This is a genomic window from Corynebacterium sp. AOP40-9SA-29, assembly GCF_052377405.1.
GTDB lineage: Bacteria > Actinomycetota > Actinomycetes > Mycobacteriales > Mycobacteriaceae > Corynebacterium.
This window is the reverse complement of the sequence record NZ_JBQSWR010000001.1, coordinates 380,415-406,594: the sequence shown is the minus strand read 5'-3', so window position 1 is coordinate 406,594 and position 26,180 is coordinate 380,415. Positions and strand designations below refer to the sequence as shown.

General features: G+C 67.2%; 22 protein-coding genes, 1 tRNA gene and 1 other RNA gene. 14 read left to right on the top strand and 10 right to left on the bottom strand.

Annotated features, from left to right (window positions below):
- Window positions 1-4: 4 nt before the first annotated feature.
- Genes ACT3SZ_RS01880 through ACT3SZ_RS01870 form a run of 3 tightly spaced genes read left to right on the top strand, consistent with a single transcriptional unit; the run spans window position 5 to window position 2,912 of the window.
- Complete coding sequence (locus ACT3SZ_RS01880) at window positions 5-1,063, top strand: FecCD family ABC transporter permease (RefSeq protein WP_444616234.1); 1,059 nt, start codon at window positions 5-7, stop codon at window positions 1,061-1,063.
- Window positions 1,060-2,115: a FecCD family ABC transporter permease gene (locus ACT3SZ_RS01875; protein ID WP_444616232.1), complete on the top strand. Its 1,056-nt coding sequence runs from the start codon at window positions 1,060-1,062 to the stop codon at window positions 2,113-2,115. Before ACT3SZ_RS01880 ends, ACT3SZ_RS01875 begins: the two co-directional genes overlap by 4 nt.
- Window positions 2,112-2,912 (top strand): ABC transporter ATP-binding protein, encoded by an 801-nt coding sequence (locus ACT3SZ_RS01870; RefSeq protein WP_444616231.1) that lies wholly within the window; start codon window positions 2,112-2,114, stop codon window positions 2,910-2,912. Before ACT3SZ_RS01875 ends, ACT3SZ_RS01870 begins: the two co-directional genes overlap by 4 nt.
- A 15-nt stretch (window positions 2,913-2,927) precedes the next feature.
- On the opposite strand, the gene ACT3SZ_RS01865 is transcribed toward ACT3SZ_RS01870, so the two are convergent.
- Entirely contained in the window at window positions 2,928-4,043 is a 1,116-nt protein-coding gene (locus ACT3SZ_RS01865; protein WP_444616229.1) for an LLM class flavin-dependent oxidoreductase, read from the bottom strand.
- Between the two features lie 134 nt (window positions 4,044-4,177).
- On the opposite strand from ACT3SZ_RS01865, the gene ACT3SZ_RS01860 reads away from it, so the two are divergent.
- The 5 genes from ACT3SZ_RS01860 (at window position 4,178) to ACT3SZ_RS01840 (ending at window position 8,915) form a co-directional block, all read left to right on the top strand.
- Entirely contained in the window at window positions 4,178-4,618 is a 441-nt protein-coding gene (locus ACT3SZ_RS01860) for a universal stress protein (protein WP_444616227.1), read from the top strand.
- A 54-nt stretch (window positions 4,619-4,672) separates the two neighbouring features.
- Window positions 4,673-4,927, top strand: a complete 255-nt coding sequence (locus ACT3SZ_RS01855; RefSeq protein WP_444616225.1) for a type II toxin-antitoxin system Phd/YefM family antitoxin — start codon at window positions 4,673-4,675, stop codon at window positions 4,925-4,927.
- Window positions 4,924-5,343 (top strand): type II toxin-antitoxin system VapC family toxin, encoded by a 420-nt coding sequence (locus tag ACT3SZ_RS01850; protein ID WP_444616224.1) that lies wholly within the window; start codon window positions 4,924-4,926, stop codon window positions 5,341-5,343. Before ACT3SZ_RS01855 ends, ACT3SZ_RS01850 begins: the two co-directional genes overlap by 4 nt.
- Window positions 5,344-5,443: 100 nt before the next feature.
- The gene (locus tag ACT3SZ_RS01845; protein ID WP_444616222.1) at window positions 5,444-7,513 is read left to right on the top strand and encodes an NAD(+) synthase; all 2,070 of its coding nucleotides are present in this window, start codon (window positions 5,444-5,446) and stop codon (window positions 7,511-7,513) included.
- 109 nt (window positions 7,514-7,622) lie between these two features.
- A complete protein-coding gene (locus ACT3SZ_RS01840; protein ID WP_444616220.1) occupies window positions 7,623-8,915 on the top strand; it encodes an ATP-binding protein in 1,293 nt (430 codons plus the stop codon).
- A gap of 8 nt (window positions 8,916-8,923) precedes the next feature.
- Here ACT3SZ_RS01840 and ACT3SZ_RS01835 read toward each other — a convergent pair whose 3' ends face one another.
- Together ACT3SZ_RS01835 and ACT3SZ_RS01830 are read right to left on the bottom strand one after the other, a co-directional pair.
- Window positions 8,924-10,195, bottom strand: a complete 1,272-nt coding sequence (locus ACT3SZ_RS01835) for a D-serine ammonia-lyase (protein WP_444616219.1) — start codon at window positions 10,193-10,195, stop codon at window positions 8,924-8,926.
- 39 nt (window positions 10,196-10,234) lie between these two features.
- The gene (locus tag ACT3SZ_RS01830; protein ID WP_444616217.1) at window positions 10,235-11,149 is read right to left on the bottom strand and encodes a carbohydrate kinase family protein; all 915 of its coding nucleotides are present in this window, start codon (window positions 11,147-11,149) and stop codon (window positions 10,235-10,237) included.
- A gap of 127 nt (window positions 11,150-11,276) precedes the next feature.
- Here ACT3SZ_RS01830 and ACT3SZ_RS01825 point away from each other — a divergent pair, with 127 nt between their 5' ends.
- Window positions 11,277-12,056, top strand: a complete 780-nt coding sequence (locus ACT3SZ_RS01825; protein WP_444616215.1) for a TSUP family transporter — start codon at window positions 11,277-11,279, stop codon at window positions 12,054-12,056.
- 54 nt (window positions 12,057-12,110) lie between these two features.
- Here ACT3SZ_RS01825 and ACT3SZ_RS01820 read toward each other — a convergent pair.
- Window positions 12,111-12,199: transfer RNA gene (locus ACT3SZ_RS01820), tRNA-Ser, on the bottom strand.
- Window positions 12,200-12,346: 147 nt separating this feature from the next.
- Here ACT3SZ_RS01820 and ffs point away from each other — a divergent pair.
- Window positions 12,347-12,443: signal recognition particle sRNA small type (ffs, locus tag ACT3SZ_RS01815), an RNA gene on the top strand.
- A 20-nt stretch (window positions 12,444-12,463) separates the two neighbouring features.
- Here the strand turns inward: ffs and ACT3SZ_RS01810 are convergent.
- The 3 genes from ACT3SZ_RS01810 to ACT3SZ_RS01800 are packed head-to-tail and all read right to left on the bottom strand — an operon-like array spanning window position 12,464 to window position 15,020.
- The gene (locus ACT3SZ_RS01810; protein WP_444616213.1) at window positions 12,464-13,249 is read right to left on the bottom strand and encodes an ABC transporter permease; all 786 of its coding nucleotides are present in this window, start codon (window positions 13,247-13,249) and stop codon (window positions 12,464-12,466) included.
- Entirely contained in the window at window positions 13,246-14,031 is a 786-nt protein-coding gene (locus ACT3SZ_RS01805) for an ABC transporter permease (RefSeq protein ID WP_444616211.1), read from the bottom strand. The genes ACT3SZ_RS01810 and ACT3SZ_RS01805 overlap by 4 nt, the downstream gene beginning before the upstream one ends.
- Entirely contained in the window at window positions 14,028-15,020 is a 993-nt protein-coding gene (locus tag ACT3SZ_RS01800) for an ATP-binding cassette domain-containing protein (protein WP_444616209.1), read from the bottom strand. The genes ACT3SZ_RS01805 and ACT3SZ_RS01800 overlap by 4 nt, the downstream gene beginning before the upstream one ends.
- Before the next feature lie 180 nt (window positions 15,021-15,200).
- Here ACT3SZ_RS01800 and ACT3SZ_RS01795 point away from each other — a divergent pair, with 180 nt between their 5' ends.
- Both ACT3SZ_RS01795 and ACT3SZ_RS01790 read left to right on the top strand, forming a co-directional pair.
- Window positions 15,201-16,493, top strand: a complete 1,293-nt coding sequence (locus ACT3SZ_RS01795) for an aminotransferase class I/II-fold pyridoxal phosphate-dependent enzyme (protein ID WP_444616207.1) — start codon at window positions 15,201-15,203, stop codon at window positions 16,491-16,493.
- A 3-nt stretch (window positions 16,494-16,496) separates the two neighbouring features.
- Complete coding sequence (locus ACT3SZ_RS01790; protein ID WP_444616206.1) at window positions 16,497-17,159, top strand: hypothetical protein; 663 nt, start codon at window positions 16,497-16,499, stop codon at window positions 17,157-17,159.
- Window positions 17,160-17,247: 88 nt separating this feature from the next.
- Here the strand turns inward: ACT3SZ_RS01790 and ACT3SZ_RS01785 are convergent, their stop codons facing one another.
- The gene (locus ACT3SZ_RS01785) at window positions 17,248-18,582 is read right to left on the bottom strand and encodes an HNH endonuclease signature motif containing protein (RefSeq protein WP_444616204.1); all 1,335 of its coding nucleotides are present in this window, start codon (window positions 18,580-18,582) and stop codon (window positions 17,248-17,250) included.
- Between the two features lie 205 nt (window positions 18,583-18,787).
- On the opposite strand from ACT3SZ_RS01785, the gene ACT3SZ_RS01780 reads away from it, so the two are divergent.
- Both ACT3SZ_RS01780 and ACT3SZ_RS01775 read left to right on the top strand, forming a co-directional pair.
- Window positions 18,788-21,361 carry a DNA polymerase III subunit gamma and tau gene (locus tag ACT3SZ_RS01780; RefSeq protein ID WP_444616202.1) on the top strand — a complete coding sequence of 858 codons (2,574 nt, stop codon included), beginning with the start codon at window positions 18,788-18,790 and terminating at the stop codon, window positions 21,359-21,361.
- Window positions 21,362-21,496: 135 nt separating this feature from the next.
- Window positions 21,497-23,101 (top strand): alpha-amylase family glycosyl hydrolase, encoded by a 1,605-nt coding sequence (locus ACT3SZ_RS01775; RefSeq protein ID WP_444616200.1) that lies wholly within the window; start codon window positions 21,497-21,499, stop codon window positions 23,099-23,101.
- On the opposite strand, the gene ACT3SZ_RS01770 is transcribed toward ACT3SZ_RS01775, so the two are convergent.
- Window positions 23,082-24,101, bottom strand: a complete 1,020-nt coding sequence (locus ACT3SZ_RS01770) for a LacI family DNA-binding transcriptional regulator (protein WP_444616198.1) — start codon at window positions 24,099-24,101, stop codon at window positions 23,082-23,084. The genes ACT3SZ_RS01775 and ACT3SZ_RS01770 overlap by 20 nt on opposite strands.
- Window positions 24,102-24,143: 42 nt before the next feature.
- Window positions 24,144-26,093 carry an MFS transporter gene (locus ACT3SZ_RS01765; RefSeq protein ID WP_444616197.1) on the bottom strand — a complete coding sequence of 650 codons (1,950 nt, stop codon included), beginning with the start codon at window positions 26,091-26,093 and terminating at the stop codon, window positions 24,144-24,146.
- Between the last annotated feature and the right edge of the window lie 87 nt (window positions 26,094-26,180).

Sequence of the window (26,180 nt, the reverse complement as noted above, 5' to 3'; positions counted from 1 at the left end):
GGTAATGACGAGTACGACCAGCACCACCAGTACGACCACAGTCGAGACCACGGCTGAGCGCCTGCGCCGTTCGACGACGCTGCGCACCCTCTGGCTGGTCGTGGCGGTGGTCGTGCTGCTCGTCGTCATGGCGGTCTCCACCGCCGTGGGCTCGCGCGATGTGGGGCTGGCCGACATCCTCGCCGCCTACGGGGGCTCCACCGATGGTTTCGACCAGGCCTCCGTCGCCAAACGCATCCCCCGCACCGTCCTGGCCGTTGTCGCCGGGGCGGCGCTCGGCGTGACCGGCGCGGTGATGCAGGGCGTCACCCGCAACCCGCTGGCCGACCCCGGCATCCTCGGTGTCAACACCGGTGCGGCGCTGGCCGTCGTTATGGGTATGGCTTTTCTGGGTCTGACCACCACCAACCAGTACATCTGGCTGGCGATGACCGGTGCGGCGGTGACCGCCGTGGTCGTCTACGTCATCGGCTCACTGGGTCACGGCGGGGCCACCCCGCTGAAACTTGCGCTCGCCGGCTCCGCCACGGCGGCGGCGTTGACGTCCTTCATCAGCGCGATCATGCTCACCCGCGCCGACCTCGTCGACCTTGCCCGCGACTGGCAGATCGGCGGCGTCGGCGGCGGCACATGGGACTCCATCCGGCTCGTCGCCCCGTTCCTGGTCGTGGGTTTCCTGATCTGCCTGCTGTCCGCACGCGGGTTGAACTCCCTTGCCCTCGGTGATGAACTGGCCGCCGGGCTGGGCGAGCGCGTGGCGTTGACCAGGGCGTGCGCCGCCCTGGGAGCAGTGATCCTGTGCGGTGCGGTGACGGCCGTGACCGGGCCCATCGGGTTCGTCGGCCTCGTCGTCCCGCACGCCTGCCGGCTGCTCGTCGGCGTGGACCACCGGTGGCTGATCCCCTTCGCCGCGGTGTCCGGCGCGGTGCTGCTCGTCGCCGCGGACATCCTGGGACGCATCGTCGCCCGCCCGTCTGAATTGGAGGTCGGCATCCTCACCGCCCTGATCGGCGCACCCGTGTTCATCGCCATCGTCCGACGTCAGAAGGTGCGTGCACTATGAGCGTAACCGGCACAACCAGCACAGTTCAGGCCGTCGCGGCGGAACGACGCGGCCGCCACCGGCGGTGGTGGACGCTCGTGGCCGTGCTCGCGGCCCTCGTCGTGGCGTCCTACCTGGCGTCCTTGAGCTACGGGCACACCGTGTACCCGCTCGCCGACGTGTGGCGCGTGGCCACCGGGGAGACCGTGCCCGGGGCGAGTTTCACCGTGGGACGCCTGCGCCTGCCGCGCGCGTCGCTGGCGGTGGTCTGCGGCCTGGCCTTCGGGCTCGGCGGGGTGGTCTTCCAGACGATGCTGCGCAACCCGCTGGCCAGCCCGGACATCATCGGCATCAGCTCCGGGGCGTCCGCCGCCGCGGTCTTCGCCATCCTCAGCCTGTCGCTGAGCCGGGCCGGCGTGTCCGCCTTCGCCATCGCCGCCGGGCTGGGCGTGGCGCTGCTCGTCTTCGCCCTGGCGTGGAAGGGCGGGGTGGCCGGCACCCGGCTGATCCTGGTGGGTATCGGGGTCTCGGCGATCCTCACCAGCCTCACCAACTGGCAGCTCTCCGGGGCGCAGACGTGGGACACCCAGACGGCGATGCGCTGGCTCACCGGTAGCCTCAACAACGCCGTGTGGAACGACGTCCGCCTCGTCCTGCTCGCCCTGATCGTGCTGGTGCCGGTGCTGCTGGCGCAGTGGCGCAACCTCTCGATCACCCAGCTCGGCGACGAGACCGCCGGCGCCCTCGGCGTACGTGTCACCCTGACCCGGCTGGTCCTCGTGGTCGCGGCGGTGGGGCTGATCGCCTTCGCCACCGCCGCGGCCGGGCCGATCGCCTTCGTCGCCTTTTTGTCCGGGCCCATCGCCGCACGGCTCGTGGGGCCGGGCACCAACCTGCTCATCCCCGCCGCCCTCGTCGGTGCGCTGCTGGTGCTCATCGCCGACTTCGCCGGGCAGTGGGCCTTCGACGCCCGCTACCCGGTGGGTGTCGTCACCGGTGTGCTCGGCGCGCCGTACCTGATCTACCTCATCATCCGCACCAACCGGCGCAACGCCACTGGAGGCGCACTGTGACTCGTGAACACTCCCTCGCCGTCGAGGACCTGAACCTGGGCTACGGGGACCGCGCGGTGATCCGCGGCATCGATCTCAGCGTGCTGCCCGGCAGGGTCACCGGCATCATCGGCGCCAATGCATGCGGCAAGTCCACGCTGCTGAAGTCCATGTCCCGGCTGCTCAAGCCCACCTCGGGCCACGTCCTGCTGGACGGCAAGGACGTGCACTCGCGTCCGGCCAAGGAGCTCGCGCGCACCCTGGGGCTGCTGCCGCAGTCACCGATCGCCCCGGAGGGCATCACCGTGGCCGACCTGGTGGGGCGCGGACGCCACCCGCACCAGGGCATCATGTCGCGCTGGTCGGCCGCCGACGACGAGGCCGTGGCCTTCGCCCTGGACACCACCGGCACCGCCGAGCTGGCCGACCGGGCCGTCGACGAACTGTCCGGCGGGCAGCGCCAACGCGTGTGGATCGCCATGGCGCTCGCACAACAGACCGACCTGATGCTGTTGGACGAGCCGACGACCTTCCTCGACGTGGCCCACCAGGTCGAGGTTCTGGACCTGCTCACCGACCTGAACGAGGCGTCCGGCATCACCATCGTGATGGTGCTGCACGACCTCAACCTCGCCGCCCGCTACTGCGACCAGGTGGTGATGATCGCCGACGGGGGAGTGGAGGCCGTGGGTGCGCCGGCGGAGATCTTCACCGAGGCCCGCGTGGAGAAGGTGTTCGGGCTGCACTCGCGCATCATCGACGACCCGGTGTCCGGCACGCCGCTGGTGCTGCCGATCGGACGGCACCGGGTGCTGTGATGTAGCCCTGTTCCGCTACATCCCCAGGTTCGCCCGCAACGTGGAGTGCGTGGGAAGTTCCGACGGGGACGGTCGGGCGCCGAGGGACACGAGCTCCGGCACGACCTCGTCGCACAGGAAGCGGAGGTCCTCGGGGATGAGCCGGGGCATCAGGATGAACCCGTCCAGGCCCGTCTCCTCGACGATGCGCACCATGTGCCCGGCGACATCCCGGCCGGACGGCGCACGCCCGCCGGTGGTGGGGGTGTGGAAGTGCAGTCCCGCCGGGCCCGGCTCGCCCGGGGTGCCGAACTCGGGGAACCCGGCGGCGGAGACGAAGTAGCCCGGCATGAGCCGCGGGGCGTCCTGCCCGGTGCGTCCCTCCTCCCCGGCGAAGGTGCGCAGGGTGCCGACGGCCCGGCGGGCGTCGTCTATGTCCCTGAGTGCGGTGAACACCACGTCGGCGTCGCGCGCCGCGGTGCGCAGGAAACCGTCGGACGCCCCGGCCATCACCACCGGCGGGTGGTCCTGCACGGACCGGTGCAGGGTGAGCGGGCCGGCGACGTCGAAGTACTCGCCATGGTGGTCGACGGGGCGCACCGTACCGGGGCGCGTCCACTGCCGGGCGTCGGCGTCGGCGACGACCGCGTCGGCGTCCCAGGACGTCCACAGCCGTTTCACGAGGGACACCGCCTCGGAGTGGCGTGCCTTCATCTCCTCGCGCGTGTCCGCCGGGCGGTGCGCGAAGTTCGGCTGCTCCAGGCCCGGGTGCGAGGACACCGCGTTCCAGCCGGCGCGTCCCCCGGACAGGTGGTCGAGGCTGAGGATCTGGCGGGCCAGCGGGAAGGGCTCGTACCAGGTGGTGGACAGAGTGGGGACCAGGCCGATGCGGGAGGTGACGGCGGCGAGGTAGCCGAGCAGGGTGAGTGGCTCGAACCAGCTGTCCACCATCGACGGGTCGGGACGCCCGGGCGGGGCGGCGTTGGCGACGTGCTTGTCGGGCAGGAAGAGAAAGTCCATGCCGGCGGCCTCGCAGTCCCGGGCGAGCCCGGCGTACAGCGTGGGGTCCATGGCGCGGGAGGTGAACTCCGGGGACTCCGGCCAGGCGTTCTGGAGCTGCCACGGGCTTGCGGGAAGGACGCCGAGGTACATGTGGGTGAGCCTAGCATTACCTCATGTCATGTGGTCGCCCCTCAGCCCGCGCGCACACGGCCTATGATGGTTTGCAACGTGAAGCACACCGGCAGGAACGGGAGATCAAGATGGTCAAGGTAATGGTCACAGGCGTGGACTCGAGCGAGACGGCGCTGCGGGCCGCGCAGAAGGCCGCCGAGCTGGCGGAGGGTTTCGGGGCGGAACTGCACGTCGTCACCGCGTACGCGGCGAATGACTCCTACAGTATCGAGACCGAGGGTGGCAGCGACGGCAGCAGCCCCGCGGCGTCCTCCACGACGCCGGACGGTCTGGCGTCCAACGCCCGCAGCAGCGCGGACGCCGTCGCCGCCGAACTGCGCGCGGCGCACCCGGAACTCACCGTCGTGGCGTCCGCCGGAGTGGGCTCCCCGGCGGAGGTGCTCGTCGGCAAGGCTGAGGCATTGGACGCCGATCTGATCGTGGTGGGAAACAAGCGCGTCCAGGGGCTCGCGCGGATCCTGGGCAGCGTGGCGCGCAAGGTCACCGCCGAGGCGGGCTGCAACGTCTACATCGTCAACACCGTGCATCGCTGACGCCGCGAGAGTAGGCTACAAGTAACTACTTGTACTACTTTGGAGGTGTCGGAGATGGCCACAGTTCCTGCTACAGAGTTCAACCGGAGCCCCAGCCAAATCAAGCGGCTCACTGCCGATGGTCCGGTCATCGTGACCGAGCGGGAACGTCCCACCTTGGTCGTGCTCTCCTACGAAGATTACGAGAGGATCACCGCAACGCCATCTGGTCTGGGCACGTGGTTGCAGATGGACGAAGACACCGATCTCGACATTGACGACGTCTCGGCAGATTACGAATTTGGTATTCGGCCGGTGGAGTTCGAGTGAGTCACCTGCTCGACACGAACGTCCTCAGCGAGCTGAGGAAGCCTCGGGGGGAACTTCGTGTTCGTGAGTGGGTTGATGCCCAGCCGCTCAACGGGCTTTTCATTAGCGCGATCACGGTCTTAGAGATTGAGACGGGAATCCTTCGGGTTGCACGCAAAGACGAATCGCAGGCATCCGCTCTTCGTCACTGGTTTGAGGGGCGAGTACTGACCGGGTTCGAAGGGAGAATCCTGCCGGTCGACCTGGGGGTGGTCAGGCATGTGGCACGGTTGCATGTCCCGGATCGTGCGCCGCAGCATGACGCCCTCATTGCAGGTACTGCACTCGCTCACGACCTGACAGTGGTCACGCGGAACACTCGGGACTTCGCGAACACCGGAGTAGAACTTCTCAACCCGTGGATCGCTCGAGATTAAATAGTGTGTTGAAAGGCACAGCCTCTTGCTGCTTCTGTGGCACACCCCGGCCATGAGGAGTGAAGGAACCCCCGATCCGGGTACCTGGCACACTGGACGCATGCCTGAACAGCAGCCCACCGCAGGGGCCTACGCGCACGGGTTCGCCCGCGTCGCCGCCGCCACCGTCCCGGTCGCCGTCGCCGACCCTGCCACGAACGCCCGCACCATCCTCGACACCGCCCGTGACCTGCACGGGCGTGATGTCGCCGTCGCTGTGTTCCCCGAGCTCAGCCTCACCGGCTACGCGATCGAGGACCTGGTGATGCAGGACGTTCTGCTCGACGCCGTCGCCGACGCACTCGCCGACATCGTCGCCGCGTCCGCCGATCTCTTTCCCGTGCTGGTTGTCGGCGCGCCGCTGGTGCACGGAAACCGGCTGTACAACTGTGCCGTGGTCATCCACCGCGGCCGGGTTCTCGGTGTGACCCCGAAGTCCTATCTGCCGACGTACCGGGAGTTTTACGAGCGCCGCTGGTACGCGCCGGGCGATGACGTTCGCGCGGCGAGCATCAGCATCGGCGGGCAGGACGTCCCCTTCGGTTCCGACCTGCTCTTCGAGGCGTCCGACGTGCCCGGGCTCACGCTGCACGCTGAGATCTGCGAGGACATGTGGGTGCCGGTGCCGCCGTCGTCGCTGGCGGCGCTGCAGGGGGCGACGGTGCTGCTGAACCTGTCGGGCAGCCCGATCACGGTGCAGCGCGCCGACGACCGTCACCTGCTGGCGAAGTCGGCGTCGGCACGCAACCTGGCGGCGTACGTCTACGCCGCCGCTGGTCAGGGGGAGTCCACCAATGACGTCTCGTGGGACGGTCTGACGATGATCTACGAGCGCGGCGTGCTGCTCGAGGAGACGGAGCGTTTCCCCGACGGCCCGCGCGTCAGCGTCGCCGATGTGGACGTCGCCGGGCTGCGCGCCGCGCGCCTGCGGCAGGGCACCTTCGACGACAACCGCCGGAGCGTGCAGGACGCCGCGGGCACGCAGGACGCAGCGTTCCGCACCATCTCCTTCACGCTCGACGCCCCGCGCGGCGACGTGGGCCTGTGCCGCGACGTGGCGCGCTTCCCGTTCGTGCCCGGCGACCCGGCACGTCTGGCGCAGGACTGCTACGAGACCTTCAACATTCAGGTGTCCGGCCTGGTCCAGCGGCTGCAGGCCATCGGGAACCCCCGTCCGGTGATCGGGGTGTCCGGCGGGCTGGACTCCACCCACGCGCTGCTGGTCGTGGCCCGGGCGATGGACCGTACCGGGCGTCCGCGCTCCGATATCCTGGCCTACACGATGCCGGGCTTCGCCACGAGCGACCACACGAAGTCGAATGCGGTGAAGCTCGCCGAGGCGATGGGGGCGACGATCGAGACCCTGGACATCCGGCCGGCGGCCACCGAGATGCTGCGGCAGATGGGGCATCCCGCCGGCGACGGCGAGCCGGTGTACGACGTCACCTTCGAGAACGTGCAGGCGGGCCTGCGCACCGACTACCTGTTCCGCCTGGCCAACCACCTCGGCGGGGTGGTGGTGGGCACCGGTGACCTGTCCGAGTTCGCCCTGGGCTGGTGCACCTACGGTGTCGGCGATCAGATGAGCCACTACGCGGTGAACTCCGGTGTGCCGAAGACGCTGATCCAGCACCTGATCCGCTGGGTCATCGCCGACGGTACCGTGGTCGGGGAGGACGCCGCGGTGGTGCTGCGCTCGGTGCTGGACACCGAGATCAGCCCGGAGCTCGTGCCCGCCGGGGCGGACGGGCAGGTGCAGTCGACCGAGGACACGATCGGGCCGTATGCGCTGCACGACTTCACGTTGTGGCACGTGCTGCGCGGGACGCGACCGTCCACGATCGCCTTCCTGGCGTGGCACGCATGGCGCGACGCCGATGCCGGCGAATGGCCGGCGGGGTTCCCCTCGCAGGACCGTTACACCTATGACCTGGCCACGATTGTGCGGTGGGAGCGCACGTTCCTGCAGCGCTTCTTCGGCTTCGCGCAGTTCAAGCGCACCGCGGTGCCGAACGGGCCGAAGGTGTCGCCGGCGGGTTCGCTGTCGCCGCGCGGCGACTGGCGGGCGCCCTCCGACGGCAACGCCCGCGCCTGGCTGGTGGAACTCGACGCCGCGTATCCGCAGGAGTAGTCGCGTCCGAAAAAACCTGCGGAACTGTCGACTAGAACCCTGCGTAATTGTCGAGTAGAACGCTGCGGAATTGTCGACTAGGCGGCATTTGTGCAGTACAGTGCACTGCATGGTCTCCTACCTTTCTCGCGCCGTAGACGACGAACTGGCAATGCTCATGCAGGGTGTTCCAGCGGTCGCGTTGCAGGGGCCGAAAGGTGTAGGTAAGACGGCGAGCGCCGGACGCCTCGCCCGATCGATCCTTTGGCTCGACCGTCCGGGACAGTTGGCGACGATCAAAGCTGACCGGGGCATGGTCGAGCGTCTCGACCCGCCGGTCCTCATCGACGAATGGCAGCTAGATCCGCCCGTCTGGGACGCGGTTCGGCGCTCTGTCGACGAGGACCGCTCGGCGGGGCGGTTCTTGCTGACCGGTAGTGCGAATCCACAGGGGGCAAGGGTGCATTCTGGTGCCGGAAGAATCGTGAACGTCCGGATGCGGCCGATGGGGTTCTCCGAACGACAACTGGAAGAACCCACTGTCAGCCTCGCCAGTTTGGCGGAGGGGGCGGCGGGTGGCGGGGCAGCTCTTCACGGCCGGACATCCCTGACCCTAGTCGACTACACGCGCGAGATTCTGTCCTCGGGATTCCCAGGTATTAGGGATGGAGCGGACCGGTTCAGAGCGCGGGAACTGAACAGCTACTTGGAACTCGCATTGTCACAAGAGGTGCCGGCGCTGGGGACCGTAGTCCGCAGACCGCAGTCACTGCGGTCCTGGCTGCAGGCATATGCCGCAGCTACGTCGACGACGGCGTCGTTCCAGTCCATAGCGGACGCGGTGTCGCCCACCGAGCGGCCCTCGCGGGACACCGTGCTCGACTACCGGGACGCCTTGACCAACCTCTGGCTGCTCGACCCCGTCCCTGCGTGGTCGCCCCGTGGAGTCGGGGTCAAGAGGCTCGGCGGCGCCCCAAAGCACCAATTGGCGGATCCGGCGTTGGCTGCCCGTCTTCTTGGGGCCACGCAGCGCAGCCTCTTGGGTAGTACGACCGAAGCCGACCAGCTTCCGGAGTTCCGGAAGTTCCGGGACGGCCCGCTACTAGGGGCATTGTTCGAGTCGTTGGTCACCCTTACGGTCCGTGTGCTCGCGCAGGCGAATGACCTTGAGGTCTCGCACCTGCGTACGCAGGGCGGTGACCACGAGGTGGACATGATCTTGACCTCAGAGGAAGGCGACGTGGTGGCCGTTGAGGTGAAACTCGCCGAGGACGTCGGTGCCAGGGACGTCAAGCACCTCAATTGGCTGCATCAGCAGCTCGGCGACCGGGTTGTGGCGAAGGTGATCATCACCACCGGGGAGTTCGCCTACCGGCGTGAGGACGGTGTCGCGGTCGTCCCACTGTCACTTCTCGGGCCGTAGATACCGGTCTAATTCGTGGCGTCGAGCAGCGCGGCGAACTCCTCGTCGGGCATCAGGGAACCGCCGGTCAGCCACGCGATGTGCGTGCCATCGCCATCGCCGAGGCATCCTGCTGCGCGCAGCCCAGCACAGGCGGACGGCTCAAGTTTCATGCCGGCGACGTCGTTCGCCAGGCGTAGGACGCGCATCAGGTCGTCGTCGGTGACGGTGGCGTATCCGGCGACGAGGTGGCCGACGGTCGCGCCGACGAATCCGGAGGGACGCCCGACCGCCAGGCCGTCGGCGAGTGTCGCCTCGCCGCGTCCGATGTCGGTGACGGCGACGGCGTCGTCGCGCCCGGTGAGCCGGCCCAGCAGGAAGGCGGGCATTGCCACGGGTTCGACGAACACACAGCGTACGGCATCGCCGAAGGTCTCCCACAGGCCGTAGGTGATGCCGCCGGGCGCCCCGCCGATGCCGCACGGCAGGTACACGGTCAGCGGGTGCTCGGCGTCGACGACGACGGAGGACGCCGCGAGCTGACCGGCGAGGCGGCGTCCTGCGACGGCGTAGCCGGCGAAGAGGCTGCGGGAGTTTTCGTCGTCGATGAAGTGGGCGTGCGGATCGGCCTCGGCGGCGAGACGTCCGGCGTGCACGGCCTCGGTGAAGTCGGTCTCGTGCTCCACGACCTCGACCCCGGAGGCGCGCAGGCGCTCCTTCTTCCACTGTTTGGCATCGTGGGACATGTGTACCACCACGGAAAAGCCGAGCACCGCGCCCATCAGCCCGATGGACATGCCGAGGTTGCCGGTGGAGCCGACCACGATGCGCCGGGTGGCCATGCGCGCCCGGGTGGGCTCGGAGAGGAAGGTCAGCGGCCCGTCGCTCAGGTCGATGCCCAGTTCGTCGGCGGTCTCCACCGCGGTCTGGAGGACCTCGTGGATGCCGCCGCGGGACTTCACCGAGCCGCTGACCGCCAGCGAGTCGTCCCGCTTGACCCACAGGTTCGCCGGCACGGGTGCACCGAATTCTGTGCCTAATGCCTCGCTGAGCGCGGCGACCTTCGTCAGCTCGGACTCGATGATGCCGCCGCGTGCGCGGGTGTCGGGGAAGAGCTCCTCGAAGAGCGGGGCGAACCAGCGGAAGCGGTCCTCCGCGGCGTCGACCAGCGGGGCGAGCGCACTGAGGTCCGGCGCCGTCCCACCACGGTCGGGACGCCACACGGTGGGGCGTCCGGCGACGAGGTCGTCAAAAACCTCCCGGTCGGCGTTGGTGGTCAGGGCGTCCCGCAGTGAGTGCATGGTGCACGAGTGTAGAGGTGCGCGTTGAGAGGCGGCCGCTCACACCAGTTCGTCGCGGTGCGGCGGTTGCGCCCCAGCGCGCGAGACCGCGATCGCGGCGCTGGCTACCGCGGTGTCCAGCGCGCGGGTCACCCGGTCGGCGTCGAGGGGTTCGCCGGCCACGAGAATCCGGTCACTGCCGTCGCTGACCAGGGCGAACAGCAGGCCGGACATGAAGGCATCGCCGGCGCCGATGGTGTCGGCGACCTCCACCTTCCGCCCGGGCACCTCGTGGGTGACGCCGTCGACGACGGCGGTGCAGCCGTCCGCGCCGCGGGTCATCACCGTCACCCGCGGGCCGGACGCCGCGACGTCCGCCAGCACCTCGTCCGCAGTGCGGCCGTCGCCGAGCCAGACGGCGTCCTCATCACTGAACTTCACCACGTGGCAGGACGCCGCCAGCGCGCGGATCGTGCGGCGCGCGGTGCCCGCGTCGCCCATGATGTCGGGTCGGACGTTGGGGTCGTAGGTGCGCAGGACGCCCGGGGCGGCGGTGCTCACCGCAGCGCGCGCCACCGTCCCGCCCGGCTCCAGGACGGCACCGATCGAGCCGGTGTGCACCACCGTGACCGCAGAGGCGTCCGAGACGTCCGGCGCGGGGAGGTCCCAGACCAGGTCGAAGTCGTAGCTGGCACCGCCGTCGTCGGCGAGGGTGACCGTGGCGGTGGACGTCCGGCCGTCGACGACCGCGCCGTCCGGCACGATGACGCCCTCGTCCGCCAGGTGATCGGCGATCAAGTCGCCGTAGTCGTCGCGTCCGATGCGGGTGTGCAGCGTGGCGGGGAGCCCGAGGCGGGCGAGACCGACCGCGACGTTGAGTGGTGACCCGCCGACGTAGCCGTGGCTTTGTTGCGTCGGGCCCTCCTGGACGACGTCGACGAGGGACTCGCCGATCACGGCGATGCGGGTGGTCATCGGTGGGGCTCCTGGGATGCTCTCGGGTTCTTTGGGGTTCTAGGTTTTCCGGGGCCAGTGTAGGCGCGGTGGCGGTACGCTCATACCGGTTGGTCTGACTGATGGTGCGAGACGGAGGAGGTGTGCGGTGTCTGCGACGGTGATTGGTGTGCTGCTCGTCGGGTCGATGGCGGCCGGGTGGGTGGACGCCGTGGTCGGTGGTGGGGGACTGATCCTCATCCCACTGGTGATGATCCTGAACCCGGGGATGTCCAATGCCCAGGCGCTGGGCGTGAACAAGGTCGCCGCGATCTTCGGGACCGCCAGCTCGGCGGCGGTGCTGGCGCGCAAGGTGCCCTCGGCGCGTAAGGCCCTGCGCTTCGCCCCGGTGGCATTGCTCGGTTCGGCAGGCGGGGCGATGATCGCGTCCTCGGTGGACAAGCAGGTCATGCGCCCGGTGATCATCGTGCTGCTCGTGGCCGTGGGAGTGTTCATCGCCGTGCGGCCCTCGTTCGGGCAGGGATCGGGGACCGGTGCGTTCGCCGGGGCAGGCCCTGGTGTGCGCACCTGGCTCAGCCTGATCGCCCTCGTCGCCGCGATCAGCGTGTACGACGGCACGTTCGGCCCCGGCACCGGACTGTTCCTGATCCTGGGCTTCACCTCTCTGTTGGGCGGGGACTTCATCACCAGTGCCGCGTGGGCGAAGGTGATCAACGTATTCACCAACCTCGGCGCGCTTGTTACCTTCGCGCTGCAGGGCGAGGTGCTGTGGCTGCTGGGTATGGGACTGGCGGTGACGAACGTGATCGGCGCGCAGATCGGTGCCCGGATGGTGCTCGGTCGCGGGACCGGCTTCGTGCGCGTGGTGATCCTGGTGGTCGTTGTCGTGATGTCCGCGAAGCTGGGTTACGACCTGTTTGCAGGGTGAGCAGTGCTGCGCGCACGACGAAACCCCCGGTCCGAGGGCCGGGGGTTTTCGTGTTGGCGGAGGATAGGGGATTTGAACCCCTGAGGGATGTGACTCCCGCACGCGTTCCAGGCGTGTGACATAGGCCGCTAGTCGAATCCTCCGACGAGAAATATACACATGAGGGTGTCGTAGATGCAAAACGCGGGTGAATTCCCAGGTAGGAGGGTAAAAATGGGGCGGTGCCGGCATGTGGTGGTGTTGCCGGGCGACCGGTCTTGGCTCCGCGGGCCCCGGCTTGCTACTATGAGGGCCGGACGCCGCGCGGCGTGCATCTTGTGAACTCCCCCAGGGCAGGAATGCAGCAAGGGTCAACGAGCTCTGGCGGGTGCGCGGTGTCCTTTCACTTATTCTGGTGACTTTTCCGGCTACGCTCGCCGGGCCGCGCTCGTCAGGAGCAGCGCCCCCACCGCGATCGCGCCGAGGAGCCAGAGCACCGCAGGCACCACGGATCCGTCCGCCGCCGCTGTGCCGGCGCAGACGTCCATCGCCTCCACGACGGCGCTCAGTGGATTCACCTGCACCACGCCCTGCATATACGAGGGGAATCCCTCGACCGGCATGAAACCGCTGTTGCAGAACATCATGATCATCATCACCGGCAGGGCCGCGACCGTCGCCTCTGGAGTGCGGGCCACCATGCCCACCCACGTCAGTAGGCAGCTGATGGCGAGTGCCACGAGCGCTGAAAGCGCAAGGATGCCGAGAACCCCCGGCAGGCCGTCCACCCGGTAGCCGAGGAACAGACCCGTCATCAGGACGAGGACGGCACCGACGGTGCCGCGGACGACCTCGGCGGCGACGCGTCCGACCAGCGGTGACACCCGGGCACCGGGGAGCGTGCGGAACCGGGTGAACAGGCCGTCCTGCCGTTCGGTGACCAGGCCGGCGGCACTGGTGGTGCCGGCGAACATCGGGCCGGTGCAGATCATCAGCGGTACCAGGCCCTGCACCGCCGCCCGGTCGGTGGCCATCTCGATGGCCGTGCCGAACATGAAGGTGATGATGAGCAGCATCGCCACCGGCATGCCGAGGGCCTGCGCGAGGATCGCGGGGGTACGCGACCATCCCCGCAGCGTCCGGCCCGCGTGGAGGGCGACGGCGCGCGGAAAGGGCGCTGCGGTTGGTGAGTTCATGACATGTGCGCTGGTCATCGTCTCCTCCTGAAGCTCCGGGCGCAGAGGATGCCGCCGGCGACGCCGACGGCGAGGATCCACGCCGCGGCCCCGGCTGCCGTCGTCGCCGTGATGTCCCCTGTACTGGCCTGGCGCAGCAGCTCGCCGATGACGGACACCGGCAGCGCGGCGACTACGTCCCCGCTCATGCCCGGAAGCGTGTCGGACGGGACGTAGGACGTGGACAGCATGATCAGCGGCACGGACACCGCCTGCAGTAGCGCGGCGGCGGACTCCGGGGTGGAGGCGCTCAGGGCAACGCCGTCGAAGACGAGCGAGGCGGCGACGGCGAAGGCCAGCGTCGTAACCAGGTATATCAGGGTGTCGCCGGGGTGACCGTGCCAGCGAAAGCCCAGAAAAAGCATGCCGATCGCCACGACAACGGCGACGGACAGTACGGCCCGGACGAGGTCGGCGATCAGGCGTCCGACGACCGGGGCGATGGTGGGCACCGGGGAGGCGCGCAGCCGGTCGTTGATGCCGGTGGACTTGTCCACGCCGACCGCCATCGCCGAGCCGCCGGCGGTGAACAGCACGGCCTGCAGCGTCGCCGCCGGGACAATGTACTGGCCGTAGTCGATGCCATTGGCCTCCATCACCTGCGAGAAGACGATGTAGAGGGCCACGAGGAAGAGCCCGGGGATGACCGTGGCGCTGATGACGGAGCCGGAGTTGCGTCCGATGCGGCGGACGTTGCGTCCTGCCAGTGCGAGCGTGGCGGTGGTGACGGTGGTGGTTGTGGTGGTTGTCGGGGCCGTCATTGTCCCGCCTCCTGGGCGGTGGACTCACCGGTGAGGGCAAAGAAGACGTCGTCGAGGGTGTGGCGCGCCATTTCCATGCCCGCCAGTTCGATCCCCGTACCGCCGAGAGCCTGCATCGCGGCCGCCGCGGTCCGCGCGCCGTCGGTGAGCGGGACGCGGACCGCGTCCCCTTCCGTAGCGGGTGCCCAGGCATTGAGGGACGCTGCCAGGCGGGGCAGGTCGCCCGGGTCGTCCGGGGTGAGGATGAGTTCGTTCGGGCCGAGCCGCGCCTTCAACTCCTCGGCGGTGCCTTCGGCGATCACGGTGCCGTGGTCGACGACCACGATCCGGTCGGCGAGTTCATCGGCTTCCTCGAGATACTGGGTGGTCAGCACGATGGTTACCCCGCGGGCGCTCAGCGCCCGGACCACGTCCCACAGCTCCGTGCGGGCGTGCGGGTCGAGGCCGGTGGTCGGCTCGTCGAGGAAGAGCACCTCGGGAACGGTCATCATGGACACCGCGATGTCCAGGCGTCTGCGCATGCCACCGGAGTAGGTGCGCACCAGGGAGCGTCCGACGTCGGTGAGGCTGAGGTCGGCGAGGAGGGCGTCGGCGCGGTTCCTGGCGGCGGGCCTGCTGAGGCCGCGGAGCCGTCCGAACAGGACGAGGTTCTCGTGACCGGTGAGCTCGCCGTCGACGGCGGCGAACTGGCCGGTCAGCGAGATCGAGGCGCGGACCGCGGCGGCGTCCTGCACGACGTCGACACCGGCGACGGTGGCAGTACCGCTGTCGGGGGACTCCAGGGTGGACAGCACGTTGACGGCGGTGGTCTTCCCCGCGCCGTTGGGGCCCAGCACGCCGAGAACCTCGCCGCGCCGGACGGAGAGGGTCATCCGGTCGAGGGCGTGCACGGTGCGGTCGCGTGTGCGATAGGTCTTCGTGACCGCGTCCATGCTCACGACGGGGGAGGAGTGGTGTTCCGGGGTGGTCGCCCTCTTGGTGCGGTCCATTCGTGTCTCCTAATAATGAAGAGGTGTCATGATTAGGGTGACCTTGGCGACTTTGATTGTCAAGGGGTCGCCGGGAAGTCGAGGACACCAAGCCAGTCCCTGGGTCCTGTCGGTTCGCGTCTCCGCCAACTACACTCGGACCGAACCCACCCGTTGAAGTCGAGGAGGTCCTGCGGGACTATGAAGCTCACCCACGCGAACACTGCGAACGCCGAGAACCTGAGGTCCCTGAGGGGCGAGGCCGACAAGGCCTACCGCGAGCTCAAGGAGCGCAACCTGGCGCTCGACCTCACGCGTGGCAAGCCCTCCGCCGAGCAGCTCGACCTCGGTATAGACCTTCTCAGCCTCCCGGGCGTGAACTACACCTCCGAGGACGGCGTAGACACCCGCAACTACGGTGGCGGCGACGGCCTCAAGGAGATCAGGACGCTGTGGGCCGAACTCCTCGGCGTGGATCCGTCGCTGCTGATCGCCGGCGACTCGTCCAGCCTGAACATCATGTTCGACCTGGTGTCGTGGTCGCACACCTTCGGCAACAACGACTCGCAGCGCCCCTGGTCGGCCGAGGAGACCGTGAAGTGGATCTGCCCGGTGCCCGGCTACGACCGCCACCACACCATCGCCGAGACCTTCGGCTACGAGATGGTCACCGTGCCGATGACTGAGCAGGGCCCGGACCTCGACGCGGTGCGTGAACTGGTCAAGGACCCCGCGGTGAAGGGCATGTGGACGGTGCCGGTGTTCTCCAACCCGACCGGCTGGTCGGTCTCCCGCGAGGTGGCCGAGGGGCTGGCGTCGATGGAGACCGCCGCCCCGGACTTCCGTGTGGTGTGGGACAACGCCTACGCGGTGCACACCCTCACCGAGGAGTTCCCCGAGGTCATCGACATCGTCGCGCTGGCAGCGGAGCAGGGTAACCCGAACCGTTTCTGGGCGATGTCCTCGACCTCGAAGATCACCTTCGCCGGTGCCGGCGTGGCGTTCTTCAACTCCTCGGCGGCGAACCTGGACTGGTACCGCAGCTTCGCTTCAGCGCGCGGCATCGGGCCGAACAAGGTCAACCAGCTGGCCCACGCCCGCTACTTCGGCGATGCAGAGGGTGTGCGCGTGGTGATGCGCAAGCACTCCGGGATCTTGGCACCGAAGTTCACGGCGGTGACTGACATCCTGCAGCGTCGCCTCGGAGACCTGGGGATCGCCGAGTGGACGAACCCGGCCGGCGGTTACTTCATCTCCGTCGACGTCATCGACGGCACCGCTTCACGCGTCGCCGAGCTGGCGAAGGACGCCGGTATCGCGCTGACCGGTGCGGGGGCGACGTTCCCGTACAAGAAGGATCCGGACAACCGGAACCTGCGCCTCGCCCCGTCGATGCCTCCGTTGGAAGAGGTTGAGGTTGCCATGGACGGTGTGGCGACGTGCATCCTGCTCGCTGCGATTGAGGCCGCGGAAGACGCGGCTGCCGGAGAGTAGCCGGTGAATCTCGAAGAGACGACGTACTGGGTCGGCGACCTGCTGCCCGGCGAGTTCACCACGTCGCGGCGCCGGGTGAGTCAGAGCTTCCCGGAGTTCACGGTCGCTGAGTTGAATCTTGGTGGTGATGCGGACGGGGCTGGCGCGGGCGGCGCGGGCGGCGCGGGCGGCGCGGGCGACGCGGAGACCGTTGCGGCGACACTGGACGCCGCGCGCATCGAACCGTTGCTCGTTACGGAGGACGGTTCGGACCTGCGGGTCGAGTTCATTACAGTCACCGCTGGTCACGGTCGGGCGGCGGCGGACCTGGTGATGGCCGCAGCGACGATGATCTCCCGCGATCCGATCCAGTTGTCACCGCAGCCGGGCCTGCTCCTGCCGAAGTTGGGGTGGCATGTTGACGACACGATCACCGCGCAGCACGGTCTGCTCGTCCCGCCGTTCCTGTGGGAGGACGGGGTGCCGAACGTGCATGAGGTGAACTTCGGTGGTCGTCATGGTGGCGGGCAGCAGCACGAGTACACGCATCCGGGCCGGATGACAGTTTTTGCGCAGTTGGTGATGCTGACCGAGGACGAGTACCGCGTGGCGGTGGACGGTGGTCCGGGTGCGGCGCAGCAGTTGTTGGCGACGTCGCAGGCGAATCTGAACGACGTGTGGCGCTGAATTCGGGGCTATCCGCGGCCCTGGCCCGCACGTCTGGCCCCTGCACCTGCGAGGGTGCGGGGGCTTTCTGTGTAGCTGCGGGTGGCTTCTATGCCGGCGGGCCCTCGGTGGGGTCGGGGCCTTCTGGTTCGGATGGTTCGGCTGGTTCGGTGGGTTCAACCGGTTCGGTAGGTTCTGCAGGTTCGACCGGTTCGGTGGGTTCATCGGGATATGCGGGGTAGACCGCGTCCGGGTCGTACGCCTGGGCCAACGGGCCGGTGGCGTGGGTGGTGTAACGCCGGTCGTTCGGGCCTTGCCAGTCGATGGTGAACCCGTCGTCGGTGGTGGAGCAGGTCCATACCCCCTCGGTTTTCAGCCGGTGGTGCGGGCGGCACAGTTTCTGCCCGTTGCTCGGATGGGTGATCCCGTCGCTGGTGGGGTCGGTGTGCGGGGAGTTGATGATGTGGTCGTTGTCGCACAGCGTGGCCGGCACGTCACAGTTCGGGAACCGGCAGGTCGCGTCACGCCCGTCGAGGTAGTCCTTATGCGCGGTGGTGAATGAGTAGGCCTCGGTGTCGGGATACTTGTCGGGGTTGGTGTGCAGGACGCGCACGTAGCCGGACTCGTTTTCCAGGCGCTGGGCGGTGGAAGGGTCGATCCAGCCAACGCCGGTGACGTAGCCCGCTCCGGTGCCATGAATGCCGTCGAGGGTCGCACGGTACAGGTTCACTCGGATTTTCATCGAGGCTGGGTTGTCGCCGAGCTGTTCGAGCAGTACTTGTGCTTTGAGTTGTGAGCGGGTTGGCAGCACGGTGCGTTGGTCTTCGGGGATGTCTTCCTGCTGGCGGCGGGCGTCGGCGAGTAGGACGCGGGCTTTCTTGTCGAGTTCGTCGTCGATGGCGGCGAGGGTGACTTCGTCGCCACCGGTGAGGACGAGTTGTTTGCCGCGGCGTTTGAGTGTGGCGGTGTCTTCCTGGGCGAGGGCGGTGTCATTGGCCAGTTCCGGGGCGGCGTCGAGGATTGCTGCGCGCACGCGGTCGCGGAGTTCGCGCAGGGTGACCAGCTCGGTGGTGTCGCGTAGCCAGGGGGTGACGTCTTTGTTCACCGCGGCGTCGAGGTGTGCGGTGATCTCATCGTGGTGGGCTGTGGGCACGGTGTCTAGTTGGGCGTGGATCAGGCGGCGGATCAAGGCGAGGTGGTCGGCGGCGAGGATGCCGGTGGTGAGCACTGCGCAAAAGAGTTCGAGGTTACGTGCGGCGAGTTCGCCTGCATGTGCGAAGCGGGAGGCATCAGTTCGGGAACGTCCGCGTAGTGCCAGAGCTGTGGCGAAGCGTTCGGTGGCGGCAATGTCGCGGAGTTTCGCGATGAGCAGCATTTCGCCGAGGTTGAGGTGGCGTTGGATGTCGTCCATGCTCATGGTGGGTGTGGTGTTGTCGTCTGTCATGGTGCCAGCGTCCCCCTTGGTTGGCTTCCTTGACGGAAGTGTACTACATGCCACGGACATGGTCAATAGTATGTTCGAATAATGGCAATCTCCTATGGTGCGGAGTGAGGAGAGCCGGTGTCTTCTCAGTAGCCTCCGGGCGATGACATCCCCCGGTCTCGACGGTGGGGCGGTCCATGTCCGTCCCGCCTTGTAGGCTGGGTCCGTGGCTCTTTACAGGAAGTACCGGCCTGCGTCGTTTGCCGAGGTCGTGGGGCAGGAACATGTGACCGAACCGTTGTCGACGGCACTGGACAGCGGGCGGATCAACCACGCCTACCTGTTCTCCGGCCCACGAGGCTGCGGTAAGACCTCGTCGGCGAGGATCCTCGCCCGCTCGCTGAACTGCGAGCAGGGGCCCACATCAACCCCGTGCGGCGAGTGTGCGTCCTGCCTCGCTTTGGCGCCCGGCGGGCCGGGCACGTTGGACGTCACCGAGATGGATGCGGCGACGCACAACGGTGTCGATGACATGCGCGAGCTGCGCGACCGGGCGTTCTACGCCCCGGCGGACTCGCGCTACAGGGTGTTCATCATCGACGAGGCCCACATGATCACGGCGGCGGGCTTCAACGCGCTGCTGAAGATCGTCGAGGAGCCGCCGGAGCACCTCATCTTTATCTTCGCCACCACGGAACCGGAGAAGCTGCTGCAGACTATCCGGTCGCGTACGCACAATTACCCGTTCCGGCTGCTGACCCCGCCGGCGATGCGTGGCCTACTGGGGCGCGTGTGTGAGGACGAGGGTGCCGTCGTTGAGGATTCGGTGTACCCACTGGTCATTCGTGCCGGCGGTGGTTCTCCGCGAGACTCGTTGAGCATCATGGACCAGCTGCTCGCCGGTAGTGGCGAGGAGGGAGTCACCTACAGCCGGGCGGTGGCCCTGCTCGGGTTTACGGACACCTCGCTCATCGACAGGGCGATGGATGCTCTCGCGGACCAGGACCAAGCGGGCCTGTTTGGCTGTGTCAGTGACGTGATCGACGCGGGCCACGATCCGCGTCGCTTCGCGATGGACCTGCTCGACAGGTTTAGGGATCTGCTGGTCGTGCAGGCTGTTCCGGAGGCCTTTGATACCGGCCTGGTGGACGCGCCCGCAGATCAGCGTGAGGCGCTGACCGCGCAGGCCAATACCCTCGGGCAGGCGACGTTGACTCGCTGTGCGTCCCTTGTGAACGAGGGGCTGGCGCAGATGCGGGGTGCCACCGCGCCTCGACTGTTGTTGGAGATCCTGTGCGCCCGTATGGCCCTGCCCGCTGCGGGTATGACGGTCGAGGCGCTCGCGCAGCGCGTCGAGGCTCTCGAGGCCGGCGGCGGCACCGGCGGAATGGGTGCAGGTGCGGGAAGCGCCGCGCCGGCCGGGTCCGGACGTCCTTACGTGCGTAAGTCCAAGAGGGAGGCGGAGGCTGCTCAGCAGGCGCAGTCAGCACCGCAACCAACACAGACTCCGCAGGCTCCACAGGACGAAACGGTCCAGGCTGCGCCGACGCCTACCCAACCCGCGGCACAACCGACGCCGGACGCTACGCCGGCTCCGGCTCCTGCCGCGGCTGCTGCCGCGGCCGCAGCGCCGGAGACCTCTCCCGAGGATGACCGCAGGGCAGAGGCGGAGCGCGCCCGCGAGATCATGCGACGTCGTCGGCAACCGTCCGCAGAGCAGGCTCCCGAGCCTGAACCCGCTCCAGAGCCGACCCCGGAACAGGCCCCGGAACAGGCCCCGGAGCCTGAACCGGCACCTGAACCAACTCCCGAGCCCGAACCGGCTCCCGAACCTGCACCCGAGCCTGAGCCGGAGCCCGAGCCGGAGCCCACGCCAGAACCGGAGCCGGCGGCGAGCGCCCATCCGGTCGAGAAGTGGGGCGAGGTTCTCGAATCGCTGAAGGACGCCAACCTCGCCGCGTGGATCGCCGCGCGCGATGCCACGGCGCAGGAAGGTGCTGTCGGTGCCGACGGTGCTCCGACGATCTACCTCAGCCACCACACCGGAGCCCTAGCGAACTACGTCAACGCCCCAGAACACGCCGCGATCTACGCTGAGGCCGTGGAGAAGGTCACCGGCCAGTCCGTGCAGGTGACCGCGGGTGTCGGTGTCAGCACGCCCCCGGAGTCGCCGGGAAAAGCTGAGGCTGCGGCTGACCCGCAGCCAGAGCCCGCACCAGCGCCAGAACCGGCACCAGAACCGGCACCGGTGCCTGAGGCGGAGCCAGAACCCGAGCCTGCACCAGAGCCGGCCCCTGAGTCCGAGGCCTCCCGTCCGGCGGACCCCGTCGACATGGCCCTGCAGCGCGCCCGGCAGGCAGAGTCGACAGCTCCGGCGCAGCCTGAGCAACCCCGCCAACCGGCTCAACCCCAGCCCCAGAACGCCCCCCAGAACACGCCCCAATCGCCCGCGGCCCGAAACGAACGGCCTGTCGAGGAACTCTCCGGCTGGCGTGCCCGTCGCGCGAAGATCGACGCACGTCGCAACACCGGTGGTCCCAGCGGTCCCGGTGCCAGGCCCATGGACAACGGCGGATTCAACGGAGTCCCGCTACCGGACGAGCCGTCCGAACCCTGGGACGACGGGCCAGGTGCGATACCTCCGGACCCGGAGGGGCCGCAGGGCGTCGACCGCGCCGAGGCCGAGGAGGCCATGGCGCAGCTCAACGACCCGTCCTCCGCCAACATCGACCACCGCAATGCCATCGAGATCGCCGGTGAGTTGCTGGAGAAGCACCTCGGCGCAGAGCGCACGAGGTAGGCCGGTCTAAAACGGGCTTCCTTCGGGAAATGAGGGAGTCCAAGTGGTACGGTCGGCGACAGTGTTGACGCGCGTCGACACTTCGATATCGACCACGTGGACACCCGCACATCTTCCTTGGGCAGGAGCATTTTAATGGCAGTTGCAACCCCGACCTGGTTAAGCGATGCGGTCATCTATGAGATCTATCCGCAGTCATTCGACGATACGGACGGTGACGGCATTGGTGACCTCAGAGGCGTCATCAACCGTATTGACCACATCGCGAACCTTGGTGCCAACGTGATCTGGTTCAATCCGTGCTTCGCCTCGCCGTTCAGGGATGCCGGATACGATGTCAGCGACTACTTCTCGATCGCTCCCAGGTACGGGAGCAACCAGGACATGATCGATGTGATTGAAGCGGCTAGGAGTCGTGGCATCAAGGTTCTCCTTGACCTTGTCGCGGGCCATACGTCGGTTGATCACCCGTGGTTCGAGAAGGCTGCAAATGACCCGGACGACAATAGGTACATCTGGTCAGACCAGGCTGGGCCCGACTTCGTTGCCGGACCAGGGGCCCGTGACGGTTGGTACATGAAGAACTTCTTCGAATCGCAACCGGCACTGAACTTTGGCTATTCCCGCCTCGACGAAAACGAGCCGTGGCGGCAGCTGCCCAGTGACCCCGGTCCTCAGGAAAACGTTCAGGCCTTGAAGGACATCATTGCCTTTTGGTTGGACAAGGGGGTCGCAGGATTCCGGGTGGACATGGCGTATTCACTCGTCAAGGATGATCCCGATCTCAGCGCGACTACTGCGCTTTGGCACGGAATTTCGGAGTGGTTGGACGCGGCCTACCCTGATTGCGTCCTTATTCCGGAGACCGATGAGGATCGAACTGTCGATGCCGGTGTCCGTGGAGGATTTGATGCTGACTTCTTCCTCGTCATTCAGCGGGAGCACGCTGCGTTGTTCAACAACGGCGCGAGCGGGGTGCTGCCTTGGCAGGAGGGAGTGGAGCCCTGTTACTTCTCGGATGAGGTGTCTGTCGCCGAAGGTACCGCCGCACTCGAACGATTTTTGGGCTACTGGAATGAGCACCAGGTGGGGACCGGCGGGGACCAGCTCGTGGTGCTTCCTTCGTCGGACCACGATTTCTCCAGGCTCGCTGCGGGTACCCGTGGGTACGACCAGCTCTTTGCTGCGTATACCTTCCTGCTGACGTGGGGGTCTTTGCCATCCATTTACTACGGTGACGAGATCGGCATGAGGAATGTGGAGGGATCGCCGTCGAAGGAGGGGAGTCGCTGGAACCCCGGGTACGACCGTTCCGGATGTCGCACGCCGATGCAGTGGGATACCGCGGAGGTCAACGACGGGTTCTCTTCGGCGCCGACGGATGTCATTTACCTTCCGCAGGATTCAGACCCAGGACGTCCGTCCGTGGCAGATCAGGAGAATGACAAGGACTCTCTGTTGTCCTATATCCGCCGTCTCATCAGTGTGCGCCGGGATACCCCGGAGCTGACACCGAGGGGAAGCCTGGAAGTTCTGTCCGTGGGCTATCCCTTCGTTTACCTTCGCGGCGGGAGGTACCTCGTCGTCGTCAACCCGCGCGGTGATGACCAGGATCAGCAGTTGGCTGTGCTGGAGACCGCGCGGTCCGCCACGGTTCTTGCCGGCGAGGGTGTCACTGTCGAGGGGTCAACACTGAAGGTGACCGGGTTCGGACACGCCGTCATCGACCTTGAGGCGTAGCGCTTGATCGTCTGACGGTGAGGGTGGGTTCCAGGAGAAGCTCGTTCGACGACGCCGCCCGACCACCGATCACCTCGGCCAGCGCGTCCACCGAAGCTGCCGCCAAGTCCCTTGGCGACGGTGCCACGGTGGTGAGAGGCGGGGAGAGGATCTCTGCGATGGTGGAGGGGAAGCTGAGACCCACGACCGAGAGGTCGTGGGGGATGGTCACTCCGCGGGACGGCGCCGCGCGCACGAGCCCGGTGATCGCGAGCTCATTGAATCCGATCACGGCCGTCGGTCGGGGGAAGTGGCCCAGGACTTGGTCGAGAACTGACTCTCCACCGTTGATCGAGCTCTCGGCCGTCAGGTGCAGAAGCTCTGCGCCTCGGTTCGTAGCGGATTTCTCCAACGCTGCGAGGGTGCGACGTGCCGGACCATGCCCGGCTTCCAGATAGGACGCCTCCTGCGATATGTAGGCGATGTGGTGGTGTCCCTGGCTAACAAGGTGTTCCACCGCTTTGTCGCCGAGTAGCTCGAAGTCATCATCGACGCAGACCAAGCCATCGGTGTCTTCGGGTCGTCCCAGAAGGGCGAACGGCAGGTCGGTTCCCCGGAGTGCCGGTATGCGGGGATCCTCGAGCCGAATTTCCATGAGGAGTACCCCATCCACCGCCTGTGAGCTGATGAGACCGACCAGGGAGTCGAGGTCTTCAGAAGGGGTGGAGAGCAGAAGCATGTGGTATCCGCGTGCCTGCGCCTGCTGGGAAATGGAGGTCAGGTACTCGAATTCGGTGGTATTCGGGCCGGTGCTCCCCACCGGAAAGTGGAGCGCGATCAGTCCGCTATGTGCACCTGCCAGGGCCCGCGCCGCGGCGTTGGGGGTGTACTCCAACTCCCGGATGGCCTGCTCGACGCGGGCCCTGGTGGCCCCGGAGATCGTGCGTTTCCCACTCAGGACGTAGGAGACCGTGCTGGGGGATACCCCGGCTCGCTCCGCTACGTCTTTTCGTGTGGCCACGTTCGCTCCGGTCTGCAGTGAGTCCTTTGTTTCAGAGCGATTCTAGTCGGCTTCGGCGGTCTCGTCCGCCCTGGCCTGAGCTTCGTCGCCTGCCTGCACAATGAGGACGTTGCATGCGGCCTCGCTGGTGACCCTTCGGGAGATGGAGCCTAGGACGTCGCCTTCCGTGGCGCGCCGTCCTCGGTTGCCCACGACGATCAGGTTGTGCGGGTCGGCGCCGGCCACGCGCAGAAGAGCGCGAGATGGTTTCGCCTTAACCCGCCGCTGATCGACCCGGGTAAATCCGCCTTGCCGCAGCTTCTTGATGGTTCTCTGCATGGCCTCGTCGGCCTGCTCTTCTCCGTACAGGCGGTGGTGGATGACATCGAGTGGGTCGACGACGTCCATTGGGCCGGTCTCACCGTTGTGAACAGCCGCCTGGTCGGGGCCGTCGGGTTCGTTGGGGTCGCCCGGACGGTAGGCCACCACGACCACCAGGCGAGCCTGGGCGGCAGCTGCGAGTCCTGCGGCGTGTCCCACGGCAACTAGCGCTTCGTCGGACCCATCGGTGCCGACAACGACCTTCTTGTACACGGAAGTGAGGCGACGCGGGGAGCCGAAGGGCATGAGGGATGACTCTTCGTCGGCCCTGGGCGCGTTGATCCATGTCGAGGAGAGGCCACCGAGGGCGAACATCACGCCAACGACGAGGCAGGCATAGGTCGGGTTCGAATCGAGCAGGTTGCGATAGATCCAACCGAAGGTGAGTGTCTCGATGAGCTGTGGGACCACGATCATCATGTTCAGGACGCCAAGGTAGACGCCGATCCTGGCGGCAGGGACCATGCTGGTGACCATGACGAAGGGCAAGGAGCAGACGCTCGCCCACCCGATGCCGAGGCCGATCATGGGGATGAACATCGCGTACTCGTTGGGGACGAACGGGAAGACCACCATGCCGATACCTGCAGCGCCGAGTGCCACAGCGTGGACGTACTTTGCTCCGAAACGTCTGGCCAACGGGATCATGATCAGCGCGGCGGCCACGGCGACGAGGTTGTACCAGCCGTTGAGGAGACCAGTCCAGCCGGCGGCATCCTGGAACGCTTGGGTCTGGCCGAACCCGCGCACGCTGGTATCGACGTCGTAAGCAGACTGGCCGACAACGTGGGATCCGAATTGCCACCAGATGAACAGTGCGTACCACTGGAACATGTAAACGATGCCGATCTTGTGCATGCCAGCCGGCATGTCGCGGACGGCATAGACGATCTCCGAGAACACCGCTACAGGATTCTTCGGCAGTGCGCGGACACGGTCGATCTCAGCCTGCGGCGGTTTGATCTCCTTGGTCTTGGCTGCGGAGATGGCCACGCTCACCAGGAGGAAGCATGCTCCAACCCAGAAAGTGGCGGGAACCCAGTAGGGCACTCCGGCGGCGTTGCTGCCGGATATCAGCTTCTGGAAGACGAACAGCGACAGGTTCGCGACGACCGTGCCGGCACCAATGAGCATTCCTTGGAGCAGGTAGCCGGTGGTGCGTTGGGAGAGCCTGAGCTTGTCGGCGATCAGAGCACGGTAGGGCTCCATCGACGTGTTCGCGCCGGCATCGAGCATCCAGAGGAGGACGACGGCCATCCACAGTGCCGCGACGAAGGGGAAGAGGAAGAGCATCAGCGCGGCGACGATCACACCGACGACGAAGAACGGCTTGCGTCGACCCCATCGTGTCCAGGTCCGGTCGCTGAGTACGCCGATGACAGGCTGGATCAGGAGTCCGGTGACGGGGCCTGCGAGGTTGAGCAACGGAAGGTTGTCCGGGTCTGCCCCGATGATGGTGAAGAGGGGGTTGACGGCGGACTGCTGCAGTCCCATCGCGTAGTTCACGCCGAAGAACCCGAGGTTCATAAGCAGGATGGACTTGGTGTCCATCAGGGGTTTTCGACTGTCGGCGGGGTCGAACTGGGCGTCCGCGAGATCCTGTTCGGCGATCGTGCTTTCACGTAGCGTCATCGCTACCTCCTTGGGAAGGTCGTTGCGCCGTGCGGTGCCTGTGGTGGGGGCCTCCGCGGTAAGGTGTCGACGCGCGTCGAATGTTAG

Bases quoted from the DNA above. Each gene is read 5' to 3' on its own strand.
- ACT3SZ_RS01880 (WP_444616234.1), top strand. From the start codon at position 5: ATGACGAGTACGACCAGCACCACCAGTACGACCACAGTCGAGACCACG.
- ACT3SZ_RS01875 (WP_444616232.1), top strand. From the start codon at position 1,060: ATGAGCGTAACCGGCACAACCAGCACAGTTCAGGCCGTCGCGGCGGAA.
- ACT3SZ_RS01865 (WP_444616229.1), bottom strand. From the start codon at position 4,043: ATGTACCTCGGCGTCCTTCCCGCAAGCCCGTGGCAGCTCCAGAACGCC.
- ACT3SZ_RS01855 (WP_444616225.1), top strand. From the start codon at position 4,673: ATGGCCACAGTTCCTGCTACAGAGTTCAACCGGAGCCCCAGCCAAATC.
- ACT3SZ_RS01845 (WP_444616222.1), top strand. From the start codon at position 5,444: ATGCCTGAACAGCAGCCCACCGCAGGGGCCTACGCGCACGGGTTCGCC.
- ACT3SZ_RS01840 (WP_444616220.1), top strand. From the start codon at position 7,623: ATGGTCTCCTACCTTTCTCGCGCCGTAGACGACGAACTGGCAATGCTC.
- ACT3SZ_RS01835 (WP_444616219.1), bottom strand. From the start codon at position 10,195: ATGCACTCACTGCGGGACGCCCTGACCACCAACGCCGACCGGGAGGTT.
- ACT3SZ_RS01830 (WP_444616217.1), bottom strand. From the start codon at position 11,149: ATGACCACCCGCATCGCCGTGATCGGCGAGTCCCTCGTCGACGTCGTC.
- ACT3SZ_RS01810 (WP_444616213.1), bottom strand. From the start codon at position 13,249: ATGACCAGCGCACATGTCATGAACTCACCAACCGCAGCGCCCTTTCCG.
- ACT3SZ_RS01805 (WP_444616211.1), bottom strand. From the start codon at position 14,031: ATGACGGCCCCGACAACCACCACAACCACCACCGTCACCACCGCCACG.
- ACT3SZ_RS01800 (WP_444616209.1), bottom strand. From the start codon at position 15,020: ATGGACCGCACCAAGAGGGCGACCACCCCGGAACACCACTCCTCCCCC.
- ACT3SZ_RS01795 (WP_444616207.1), top strand. From the start codon at position 15,201: ATGAAGCTCACCCACGCGAACACTGCGAACGCCGAGAACCTGAGGTCC.
- ACT3SZ_RS01785 (WP_444616204.1), bottom strand. From the start codon at position 18,582: ATGACAGACGACAACACCACACCCACCATGAGCATGGACGACATCCAA.
- ACT3SZ_RS01775 (WP_444616200.1), top strand. From the start codon at position 21,497: ATGGCAGTTGCAACCCCGACCTGGTTAAGCGATGCGGTCATCTATGAG.
- ACT3SZ_RS01765 (WP_444616197.1), bottom strand. From the start codon at position 26,093: ATGACGCTACGTGAAAGCACGATCGCCGAACAGGATCTCGCGGACGCC.